Here is a 12,124-nt window from a genome sequence, read left to right as displayed (position 1 = left end):
GAATGGGGTGCGAAAGTTGTTTTTCCTTATATAGGTTTACAAAGTGAAAAGGAATCATTCGTCGGGAACAATAGACAAGGCGTTCTTAAAGAGAGGGTTGCTCTAGTTTGAATTGACTCGGGGTCATTCCCGTATGTTTTTTGAAAGTATTGTAAAAAGAAGCCCTGTTATTAAACCCAGCCGTGTAAATGATATCGGTGATATTGAGATTTTCCTCTTTAACCAGAAGATCTTTTGCCTCCTCAATTCTATAACCGTTGATGAAATCGAAAAAGTTGGTATCAAAATGTTCGTTAATGATCTGCGAGGTATGATGCCTGGATAGATTGAGCATTTCGGCTAAGTTGTCCAATCGTAAAGTACTGTCCAAATGTGGTTTTTTGGTTCTCATTACCTCCAGCAATGCATTTTTAAGTTCCAACGAATGATTTCGGGTGAGCCCGGTGTTTTTATACTTTTTGAACGGTAGCACTTTGTCCATGGAGAGTCCGTTGAACACATCGGGTTGTACAAGTCCGAAATAGGTAACCAATCCTATAAAAAAGATGAGGGTATAAGTGATGAAGTAATCGTGTGCGGTAGTGATTAGTCCCAAGCGCGACAGTACAAAATAGGTTGCCATGGCTATAACATAACAGGAAAACGAACCTAACAACCAGGTGATCCATCTGTTTTTGTTCAATCCTAATTTTTTATTTCTGAAGGTGATGAAGGCCAGTACCGCATAGAAAATCATTAAGAGGATGGTGATGGCAAAATTGTATTTTAAGTTGATGATGTATGCTCCGAGGGTTCCATTAAATAGGGCTTCCTGCTTCTCTTGGGTAGATAGTATGAAAAACGGAATATGAAAACCTATGATAGCCAGTACGGGAATGGCATGAACAATATCCTTAAAGCTAAACTTTTTGTTTTCGACCACCCTCCGGGTATAGAGATAAATCAACGGGGGGTAGGAAATCCATAATATGGATAATATACCAAAGAGATGAACATTTCCATCTTTAAAGAGAAGTTTGGACCAATACAGCACGTTATAGGCAATATTGAGGGAGAAAAATAGTAGGTATACCCCTAAAATGCGATTGGCAATCTTGTCTCCCTTTCTTTTGAAAAAGAAAAACACAGCCATAATCAACGCCTGAAACGAAAAAAACAAAAAAATGATTTCCCAGATATTGAGCATGGGTCTAAGGATTAGGACTGCTGTTTCCTTCAAATGTAGAAATTCCGTTTCAGAAATATGAATTTACGTTGAAAAAGAAAAATGAACTGGGATATCTTCCTTTGAAGTACAATTTGTAATTTTCGCCCTTTAATGGGTTATAAGGAATGACCAAAATAAAATAACATGGGGAAATTTTCGATAGCGATTCATGGAGGAGCAGGAACCTTGGTGAAGGGGCAAATGACGGAGGAATTGGAAACAAGGTACAAAGCCGATCTTTCCACAGCACTTAAGGCGGGGTATCGGGCCTTGGAACAAGGCAAGAGTGCGTTGGATGCGGTAGAGATTGCTGTAAATGAGTTGGAGGATTCCCCCTTGTTCAATGCGGGAAAAGGTTCTGTTTTTACGGCGCAAGGAACCCATGAAATGGATGCGGCCATCATGGATGGTAACAACTTGGAGGCGGGAGCGGTCTCTTTAATTACAGGGATAAAGAATCCCGTAACCTTGGCGAGGGATGTCATGGAAAAGAGCTACCATGTTTTTCTGGCTGGAGACGGAGCCATGCGATTTGCAAAGGATTTAGGATATGCATTGGAGAACCCCGAGTACTTCTACGATGCCTTTAGATACGAACAATGGCAAGAAATTCGGGATACGGACGATTTTCAATTGGATCACAGCGTAAAAAAAGAAAGTAAGTTTGGTACTGTAGGTGCGGTGGCTTTGGATGTTCATGGCAATCTAGCAGCAGCTACTTCAACTGGTGGAATGACCAACAAGAAATGGGGTCGCGTGGGCGATAGCCCTATGATCGGTGCTGGGAATTACGCCAATAATAAAACCTGTGCCGTGAGTTGCACGGGAAGTGGTGAGTTTTTCATTCGTGGAGTCGTTGCTTATGACGTTTCCTGTCTTATGGAATACAAAGGCTTGTCACTGGAACAGGCGGCTTCGGAAGTCATCCAAAAAAGAATTCTGGAAATTGGTGGCGATGGCGGATTGATCGCCGTCGATACCCAAGGTAACGTAGCCATGCCCTTCAATACAGAGGGGATGTACAGAGGTTCCAAAAAATCAACTGGCGAAGAAGTAATTGCGATCTATGGCAATTAGACAAAGGGTGCATCCATAGGCAGCACCTTTATTTTACGCTCCTTAATGTTAAAGATATCCCCATTGGCCAATACGTGCGTTTTTAAATTGGTAAGCGTCATAGGCGTTCCTTCAGCAAGGATTTTATGATTGTTGTGCTTTGTTTTTCGGGCGTCGATAATGATTACCATTCCAGATCCAATCACTTCAAAAGAATTGTCCCTCACGATAAGTCCAGTATCTTCCGCCAAACCAATACCCACCAATTGTGGGAATTGAGCGACAGCTTCTGCCAATCGGCCAAAGCGACCCCGGCGAATAAAATGTGAATCGATGATGAGGTTGGGAATAAAGTTCATTCCTTCTCCCATACCCACGGCACCTTTAACAAAGGATTCTTGAGCACTCCCTCCGGTAATCATTTCTTGGGACATACACATCGCTCCAGCACTCGTTCCGGCAATCACAAATTTCTCGGTTTCGTATTTTTCTTGAAGGACTTTATGTAGTGTTGTATCCTTGATATTTGCCGTAATATTGGACTGATTTCCGCCGGAGAACATAACACATTGTGCATTTTTAACCAGTTCAATGTTCTTTGGGTCTTCCGCTTCTTCGCGGCTGCGAATGTCCATAACACGAACATTTTTACAACCTAACTTGGTAAAAGCCTCCAAATAATTGGCTCCAACTTCGTCTGGTATACTAGAAGCCGTTGGGACGATAAGAAAATTCATATCAACTCCACCTGCCTCTTTTACAACATGGTAGAGAATTCCTTCGCTAATAAATTCTAGGGTATACTGCTCGTGTTCCTCAATTCCTTTGTCTTCATTTCCACCTATGGGAATAAGAATTCCTGTAGTACTCATACGCATTTTTCTGAGGCACAAAAATACATTTTTTGTTCTGAAAAAAATCATATATTTATGTTCTTACCTTATTAATAACCGTAAAACCAAAACCACATGAAGATTAGAGAAATTAATGCGATGAGAGGGCCAAATTACTGGTCTGTAAGGAGACATAAGTTGATTGTTATGGTCCTGGATCTTGAGGAAATGGAAGAATTCCCTTCTAATAAAGTCCCGGGATTTCGAGAACGACTGGAGGCTATGTTTCCTACCATGTATGAGCATCGCTGTTCTGTTGGAACACCAGGGGGATTTTTTCAGCGCGTTGAAGAAGGAACGTGGATGGGGCATATCATAGAGCATATTGCTCTAGAGATTCAGACATTGGCAGGAATGGATACTGGTTTTGGAAGAACTCGGGGCTATGGTGAGGAAGGAGTCTATAATGTCGTCTTTTCCTACATAGAAGAAGATGTAGGACGTTATGCTGCAAAGGCGGCCGTTCGCATTTGTGAAGCGCTTATTGCTGATGAAGAATATGATCTTGCAGAGGATATTCAAGAAATGAGAGAGCTTAGGGAAGACCAGCGATTAGGGCCCAGCACGGGATCTATTGTAGAGGAAGCGGCTAGCAGAGGGATTCCTTGGATTCGATTGAATAAATATTCGTTGTGCCAATTGGGGTATGGAGCCAATCAGAAAAGAATTCAGGCTACCGTGACTTCAGAAACAAGTAGTATTGGAGTAGAATTGGCCTGCGATAAAGAAGATACAAAATACTTGTTGGAACAGGCCGAAGTGGAAGTTCCGAGGGGAGATATTATTAGTCGTGAGCGAAGTCTGAAAGATGCCTGTGATTATGTCGGGTATCCTTTGGTGATAAAGCCTATTGATGGAAATCATGGAAGGGGAATTACTGTGGATATTCAGAATTATGAAGAGGCTTTGGTAGCTTTCCATGCCGCTAAGGAAGTGTCCCGAAGGGTTATTGTAGAGAAGTTCATTACCGGTAAGGATTATCGTTTGCTTGTCATTAATAATGTATTAGTGGCGGCTGCATTGCGTACACCAGCTCATGTTGTTGGTGACGGGAAATCTACTGTAAAGGAATTGGTGGACAAGGTGAATGAAGACCCAAGACGAGGATATGGCCACGAGAAGGTCCTTACCATGATCACCATTAACGATCTTACCAAAACCATTATAAAAGATGCCGGCTATACCGAAGATTCCGTGTTGGCCGAAGGTGAAACGCTTGTGCTAAAGGATACTGCAAATCTAAGTACAGGAGGAACAGCAGAAGATGTGACCGATATTATACATCCTGCGAATGTATCCATGGCAGAGCGCATCTCCAAAATTATCGACCTCGATATCTGCGGAATTGATGTCATGACCAGTGATATAACCAAGCCTCTTTCTGAAACAGGAGGTGCCGTTCTCGAAGTAAATGCGGGCCCTGGATTCAGAATGCACTTGGCACCGACGACAGGACTGCCCAGAAACGTAGCAGCTCCAGTGGTCGATAAGCTTTTCCCCACGCAAGGGGATACAGGAAGAATTCCTATCGTGGCCATTACAGGTACCAACGGAAAGACTACTACCAGCCGGCTTATCGCACACATCGCAAAGATGAAAGGATATAGGGTTGGTTACACCACCAGTGATGGGGTTTACATTCAGAACCGCTTGTTAATGCAAGGGGATTGTACGGGTCCCGCGAGTGCGGAATTTGTATTGAAGGATCCTACTGTGAATTTTGCTGTGTTGGAATGTGCACGTGGCGGACTGCTACGAGCCGGGCTTGGCTTTGGAAATTGTGATGTTGCTGTGGTGACTAACGTGGCCGCCGATCATTTAGGACTAAAAGGAATACATACCGTAGAACAATTGGCAAGAGTGAAGGGAGTGGTTCCGGAAACAGTATTGCCCGACGGGTATGCTATCTTGAACGCAGACGATGATTTGGTGTATGAGATGAGACGGAACATTGATTGTAATCTGGCCTTGTTCTCAATGGACGAAAACAATGCAAGGGTACAAGCGCTGCAACGAAAAGGAGGGATCACCGCGATTTACGAAAATGGCTTTGTGACGATCTGCCGTGGAGCTTGGAAAATGCGAATCATGCGGGTTGAAAAAATCCCTTTAACGTATGGTGGAAAGGCCACTTTTATGATCCAGAACGTTTTGGCTGCCGTCTTGGCCGCTCATGTTCGAGGTATTAGTATTGAAGATATGAAGGCCGGTCTTGAGACCTTCATTCCGTCAGCTTCACAAACCCCGGGAAGATTGAATCTCTTCAAGTTCGAAAACTTTACCATTTTATTGGATTATGCTCACAATCCGGCCGGAATGCGGGCGCTTCAAAAGTTTACCGATAATTTAGAATGCACCGTTAAAGTGGGAATTATAGCAGGAATAGGGGATCGACGTGTAGAAGACAATAATGAAATGGGTGGGATCGCCGCGGAGATGTTCGACGAAATCATCATCCGCCAGGATAAAAGATTGAGAGGAAAGACAGAGGAAGAACTCATTAAGATGTTGAACGATGGTATCATCGCAAAAGATCCGAATAAGAAGACGACGATCATTCCTTCCGAAAAAGAAGCCATTACATACGCTGTGAATAATGCTAAAAAAGGCTCATTAATAATCCTATGTAGTGATGTCATTCCGGATGCCTTAAAGCTGGTTCAGGAATTCAAGGAAATGGAAACGAAAGGCGAAAAAGTCTTTGCAGAATAACGACAAAAAGAAAAGCCGCTTCTCCTCAGAACGGCTTTTCAACTTTTTGTAATGGACGACTCCGATCATCGCGTTTACAATATAAAAGTACAACATCAGTGTGATCGGATTATTACAAAAACGTTACAGTATTGGTACGAAAAAGACCACTCCCCCAAGTGGCCTTTTTCCCATAGTTAGAAAGCAGGTTTTTGGTTATAAGGGAGTTGTGTTATTACGTTGAGGTAATAGTAAATTCCATTAGTTCGATTTTATAATTTCTAAATACGTATATGTCGGATTTGTACTCGACCCAATATCTATTGCACTGGAATCAGTGTTATTGGCAAATACTTCGATAGTGTCTCCTGTTGCCAGTTGAGCCAGTGTTTTCATGTTTCTATTTCGGGTAGCATTGTCATTAGCCACATACAGACTTCCGTTGATGTGTATTTCGATCACCAAAGTGCTGGCGATAACTCCAGTAGATTTGTGAACATTCAAATTGATCCAATACATCCCACCTTCGGGAACTGTATAGGCAAATGATGTCGGATCGAAGCTGTTTTGAGTATCGAATGTCTCCGTATCGAACTCAACAATTTCGGAAGTAGAAGCGGCAATACTTTGTAAGTCTGCAGTGACTCGTGCAGCGGGGGGTGTAGTAAATGATGAAGTTAATAGGTAAACCCAGCTTGTTGAGTCATCGTCCCAGTAGTAAAATCCTTTGGAAGGGGTTCCATCTCCATTTATAAACACAAGCATACCATCTTGGGTCGATCCTGGGTTTGTCGACGGAAAATTATTACCCTGCGGTATGAGCACCCCATCAGTTTGTTGAAGTGAAGTGCTACTATTGAACTTTCTCACATCTAAGGAAGCCTGCGGAGATGTGGTATTAATGCCCAATTTTCGGTCATGGGTAAGGCGCATTCCCTCAACCATGTCACTTAGGTTGATGACACTAGTGTGCACAAAGAAACCAAGCCCTACCTGATCACTATCATTGTTTGTTTGAATGGAAGCGATGGCGGCTTTCCTTTGGTTAGAACGTGTATTGGTAGGAGGGCCAAATCCTATGGAACTCCCAATGGCATTTAGCCCGCTATTATCTCCGCTTCCTCTAAAGTAAATACCGTCTTGTCCTGTATTGATTACCCCAAGGTCCCAAGATGTTTGTATTCCTACGTGCAAGGGACTCACTGGACTAGCTTGACCAATACCTATCGCGTCTGCGCTTCCATCCAAGAAAAACATGTTTGCCTGGGTACCACTTTCTATTCGGAAGTCGCTTTGAGTACTATCTTCGTTAAAGGCGATTTCGGTATCTGCGTGTTGAATGTCGATGTAGTTCCTGCCTCCAGCATCCAAACGGATTCGATCTGGGGTAAAGGTTAAGAAAGTATCGGCGTCGCCATCATGCACGATGCTTTCCGCTGCATTGATATCGTCTTCAACTCTGAGTCCGCCATTTCCCTGAATATCCACAGCGCCATTATCCGCGACAATGGTTCTCCCAGAGCCAGCGCCTCCCGAGTCATACGCATCGTCTAAGCTTCCACTTACCCCGGTAATGGAAATCCAACTTGTGGAGCTGTTATTCCAATAGTAAAACCCTTTGGAGGGGGTGCCATTTCCAGTAGCGAAAACAAGCATACCGTCCTGTGCCGCTGTGGGATCTGTGGTTGGGAAATCATCGATTCTCGGAATTAGTATACCGTCCTCATTAGAAGGGCTGGCGACGTCGCTGGCCACGATATCTAAGGTAGCTTCTGGAGCAGTTGTATTGATTCCTACTTGCGATAGTCCTGAGTAACTGATACAAAGGACTACTAATAGTGCGATTGATTTTCTCATTATAACCTTATTGAAAAACCAGGCTAAGTAGATATTTTTTGGTAGAGGAATTGGGATGTTCCAAATGTAGTGGACCCAATGAAGAACGGCCTCTATGAAATCATGGAGAAGAGAAAAATGTATGTTTTCTGCAAAGGAAGTGGGGTGTTTTACCTTAGAAATAGAAAAGCCACCACGGATGTGATGACTTTTCGCCCCAAATTTGATTGACCCACCCATAGGCAGGGCAACCTACTTATGTACTTCAAAACTATAAAAAAATTATGGTTTAACGGGACAAAAAGTGCAAATAATATGTAAAATACGTATAATCACGTATATTTTAACATCTTAATAATCAGTATTTTAACATAATTTAATCAGAATAACCTTACAAATCTGAATGGTACGGTTATTCCGCATTTTTAAGAAAAGAGCCGGGTGCATAGGTGTTCTTCCCCGTTTCGCGATACTCGCTAGCTACGAAACCCGGGTGAATGGAATAGGCGCCGGTTTCCCCATTCTTGTTAACCGCGATATAGCCTACCTGAAAATCTTTATAGTTCGGGTTTTTCGTAACAATACGCTCCACCGCTTCTTCGCAGGCTTCTTGGGGGGACCTTCCCTGTCGCATAAGCTCCACAATAAGGAAACTACCTACAGTCTTTAAGACTTCTTCTCCCATACCTGTAGCGGTAGCCGCCCCAATTTCATTATCTACAAATAATCCAGAACCAATAATGGGAGAATCACCAACCCGTCCAGCCATTTTGTAGGCCAATCCGCTCGTTGTACAGCCTCCAGAAATATTACCATCCTTGTCGATGGCCAACATACCTATGGTATCGTGATTTTCGATATTGATCACAGGCTCGTAGTTGGAGGTTTTGGTCCACTCCTCCCATTCCTTTTTAGATTGTTCCGTGAGCAGGTTTTCCTTTTCAAATCCCTGTTCTAAAGCGAACTGTTGTGCGCCTGCACCCGCCATAAGTACATGCGGGGTTTCTTCCATTACCTTTCTAGCAACGGATATAGGATGCTTAATTCCTTGTAGATACACCACCGATCCGTAATCCCCTTCACTATTCATAATGCAGGCATCCAAGGTTACGTTGCCGTCGCGATCGGGACGGCCTCCATACCCAACACTTTGGTTTTTCGCATCGGCTTCTTCAACACGGCAGCCAGCTTCAATCGCATCGATGGCACTTTTGTTTTCCTGCAATGTTTCCCAAGCTTTATTCACTGCATTGGGAACATCCCAAGTGGCAATCACCATGGGCGCTGGTTTCTGTTCTTTGGAAGCGATCATGGAGGTGTCTTTCTCTACTTCCGATTTGCAACCCAATGCGGTGGCTCCTGCTACGACGCCCAAACTTCCCAAGGAGGTATTCTGAATAAACTTTCTTCGTTTCATGGTTTGTTATCTTACGGTTATTTCGTCGACAAAGATCCATGCTTTGCCATTGTACGGATGCCCCAAATGCCATTCTGGGAGGTCTCCCAGATTCTTGGCCACGATTTTAATGTATCGGGAGCTATAGCCATTCATGTTGAATTGAACGGTTTTTATTTCACTGTTTTCTGAAGGTGTTTCGGCATCGATTACCTGTTTCGGAAGACTCTTGTAGAAGGTCTTTCCAGGAGCAACGAAGCATTCCACTTCGGTGGGGTAAAAAATCCAACTCCTCTGATCCTGAAGGAAACTCACTTCGATCGTTTCAATGGGCTTAATACTCCCTAGATCGACAATGGCAATAACATCTGTATCCGAATATCCTTGCCATGCTCCAGTTCTGAAATCCTTGGCACCCTTAATCCCATCGATTAAGGCATCATTGCCGCCAGCACTGTACTGATTGGCATATTCAGTTTCTAAGGTAATGCTCACATTGGGGTCTATCTTGTAGAACTCGGTAGTGAGTGTGCTACTTCGGTTCCCATCCTTTTCGGCATAGGTGCTGAGCTGGCACTTTTCTGAAATTGTAAATGGACCCTTATATTCTTGGAATTCACTCCCATCAATGTTGTAGTAAACGGTAGCGCCTTCAGACAATGATTTGAGGGAAATCTCTGTTTCATTTTTGAAGGCCACATCACCACTTGAGATAAATGGAGCTAATGTAATTTTCCCATCGGCGATTTCTGTTACGGGGACTTCTTCATCCATAGTTCCCCAAGTGGAAGGCTCCCCAGTCATTTCGAACACCAAATGTCCACCATCCATGATTTCCTTGTGGAAAAGATAGGATCGATTCAAAGGTTCTCCATTCAATTGAACAGAGGCAATGTATTTATTGGTTTCAGAAATTCCCTTGGCCTCTATGGTAAAGGTTTTTCCATTTTCTGTGTGAATACTGCTTTTTGGAAACAATGGTGTTCCAATAATGTATTGATTGCTTCCTGGAGTCACAGGATAGAATCCAAGGCTGCTGAAAATGTACCAAGCGCTCATTTGCCCACAATCTTCATTACCGCTGATTCCGTCAGGCGTATTGGTATAGAGTTCCGTAAGGATTTGATGCACTTTCTCTTGGGTTTTGTGCGGTTTATTCACAAAATTGTAGAGATAAGCCATATGATGGCTAGGCTCATTTCCATGGGCATATTGACCGATGAGTCCTGTAATATCCGCCTGATCCCTTCCCGAGGTTTCAGACTTAGCCGTAAATAGTTGGTCCAAGTGGGATTCCAATTTATCTTTTCCACCCATCAGTTCCATAAGTCCAGAGATATCCTGTGGGGCATATAAGCTGTATTGCCACGCATTGGCTTCGGTATAATTGAAATTCACTTCAAAAGGGTCGAAAGGGCCGAACCATGTATTTCGGAAGCGTCCTTGCAAAAACCCTGTTTCTGGATTGTAGAGGTTTTTATAATACTGTCCGCGTTGGGCGTATGCTTTGGCAGTTTCTGTATCTCCCATGGCTTTGGCCATTTCAGAAATGGTCCAATCGTCATAGGCATATTCCAAGGTCTTGGAAACACTTTCACTTTCTTCTTCCACAGGGATGAATCCTGTAGTTTTATAGGATTCCAATCCCAAATGATCTCGGGTAGCACTGTGCTTCATAGCTTCCAATGCTTTTTGGGTATCGTATCCCTGAATTCCCTTTAAGTAGGCATCTGCTATTACCGGAACGCCATGATACCCGATCATACAGCCTGTGTAATTGGCAGAAAGGTCCCAAATGGGCATGATGCCGCCTTCGTCATACTTGGCCAACATGGTATTTACAAAATCATTGGTTCGGTCTTGCTCAATAATCGTGTAAAGGGGATGGGCAGCACGGTAGGTATCCCATAAGGAGAACACCGTATAGTAATCGAAAGCATTGGTTTCATGCACTTCCAGATCCATTCCACGGTATCGTCCGTCCACATCTTGGTACAGATTGGGTGCGATCATGGTGTGGTATAGGGAAGTGTAGAAATTGGTTTTGTAGTCTTCATCATCGGATTCGATAACAATTTTTTCCAATTGCTTCTCCCATGCATCGTTAGCTTCCTGTTTCAGTTGTTCAAAGGATTTGGAGCCAATTTCTTCCTCTAAATTCTTTTTAGCCCCTTCTTCGTCCACGGCCGAAATTCCCACAGAAATATAAACAGGTTCATTGTTCGGATTATTAAATAGAAATGCGGCTTTCTTTTGGTATGGAAGAGGGTGGGAGGCCCCCAAATCTCCAATTAATGGATGTGAGAATCGAATGTAAAAGAATACCCTTTGATCTGTTGCCCACGCTTTTGAAAATCTGTATCCGCTTATTTCAGTATCAGAAATTCGTTCTATTTTTCCATCTAAAAGTTTATCTCTATGTTCTATATCCAAGATGAGGTACTGATCTGAAGCATTTGGATACTCATAGCGATGCATTCCTGCCCTTTTTGTCACCGTAAGTTCTACATGGATGTTGGTAGAGTCAAGATGTACTTTATAGAATCCAGGCGAAGCAAATTCTTCCTCGTGCTTAAAATGGGCCCGATAACCTTTTTTCCCGTCGGCGCCATTGTTCAATTCGGGTTCTAAGGTAGGCATGAGCAGCAAGTCTCCATAGTCGCTTACGCCTGTTCCGCTTAAATGGGTATGGGAAAAGCCATAGATATAACTGTCACTGTAATGGTAGCCACTGCATCCATCCCAACCCTCCAGTCGGGTATCGGGACTCAGTTGCATCATTCCGAAGGGCATGGTCGCTCCCGGATAGGTATGTCCATGACCGCCTGTACCAATAAAGGTGTTTACATAGGAGGTGAGTGCTTTATCTTTTTGGGCCGGTTGAGGGTCACTTTGCTTTTTGTTACAGCCAATAAGTGCTAGTAGCAAAGTGAAAATGAGTATGTTTCTGAGCATGTTAGGTTTTTGGAGCCAAAAGATAATGAAAACCGTTAAAAAAAAGTAAAGTCTTAGGAGTGCATTTATATTGCCCTGTATCTTTGGCTA

At 43.3% G+C, this 12,124-nt stretch carries 7 protein-coding genes; 2 read left to right on the top strand and 5 right to left on the bottom strand.

The genetic code is table 11. The features are described 5' to 3' along the window. Positions 1–85: 85 nt before the first annotated feature. A complete protein-coding gene (locus tag POV27_RS17710; protein WP_272864128.1) occupies positions 86–1,186 on the bottom strand; it encodes an AraC family transcriptional regulator in 1,101 nt (366 codons plus the stop codon). Between the two features lie 165 nt (positions 1,187–1,351). Between POV27_RS17710 and POV27_RS17705 the strand changes: the two genes are divergently transcribed. Continuing rightward, on the top strand, positions 1,352–2,284 hold the full coding sequence (locus POV27_RS17705; RefSeq protein ID WP_272864127.1) for an isoaspartyl peptidase/L-asparaginase family protein: 933 nt from the start codon (positions 1,352–1,354) through the stop codon (positions 2,282–2,284). Here the strand turns inward: POV27_RS17705 and POV27_RS17700 are convergent. Then, positions 2,281–3,135: a cyanophycinase gene (locus tag POV27_RS17700; RefSeq protein WP_272864126.1), complete on the bottom strand. Its 855-nt coding sequence runs from the start codon at positions 3,133–3,135 to the stop codon at positions 2,281–2,283. The genes POV27_RS17705 and POV27_RS17700 overlap by 4 nt on opposite strands. 96 nt (positions 3,136–3,231) lie before the next feature. Between POV27_RS17700 and cphA the strand changes: the two genes are divergently transcribed. Then, positions 3,232–5,868: a cyanophycin synthetase gene (cphA, locus tag POV27_RS17695; protein ID WP_272864125.1), complete on the top strand. Its 2,637-nt coding sequence runs from the start codon at positions 3,232–3,234 to the stop codon at positions 5,866–5,868. A 240-nt stretch (positions 5,869–6,108) separates the two neighbouring features. On the opposite strand, the gene POV27_RS17690 is transcribed toward cphA, so the two are convergent. The 3 genes from POV27_RS17690 to POV27_RS17680 form a co-directional block, all read right to left on the bottom strand. Continuing rightward, positions 6,109–7,704 carry a C1q-like domain-containing protein gene (locus POV27_RS17690; RefSeq protein ID WP_272864124.1) on the bottom strand — a complete coding sequence of 532 codons (1,596 nt, stop codon included), beginning with the start codon at positions 7,702–7,704 and terminating at the stop codon, positions 6,109–6,111. Between the two features lie 391 nt (positions 7,705–8,095). Next, complete coding sequence (locus POV27_RS17685) at positions 8,096–9,100, bottom strand: glycosylasparaginase (protein ID WP_272864123.1); 1,005 nt, start codon at positions 9,098–9,100, stop codon at positions 8,096–8,098. 6 nt (positions 9,101–9,106) lie between these two features. Further along, positions 9,107–12,034: a GH92 family glycosyl hydrolase gene (locus tag POV27_RS17680; protein ID WP_272864122.1), complete on the bottom strand. Its 2,928-nt coding sequence runs from the start codon at positions 12,032–12,034 to the stop codon at positions 9,107–9,109. Positions 12,035–12,124: the final 90 nt, after the last annotated feature.

Origin of the sequence: Aureisphaera galaxeae (genome assembly GCF_028561275.1) — a bacterium.
In the GTDB taxonomy this organism is placed as follows: Bacteria; Bacteroidota; Bacteroidia; order Flavobacteriales; family Flavobacteriaceae; genus Aureisphaera; species Aureisphaera galaxeae.
This window is presented reverse-complemented; position numbering and strand designations above follow the sequence as displayed.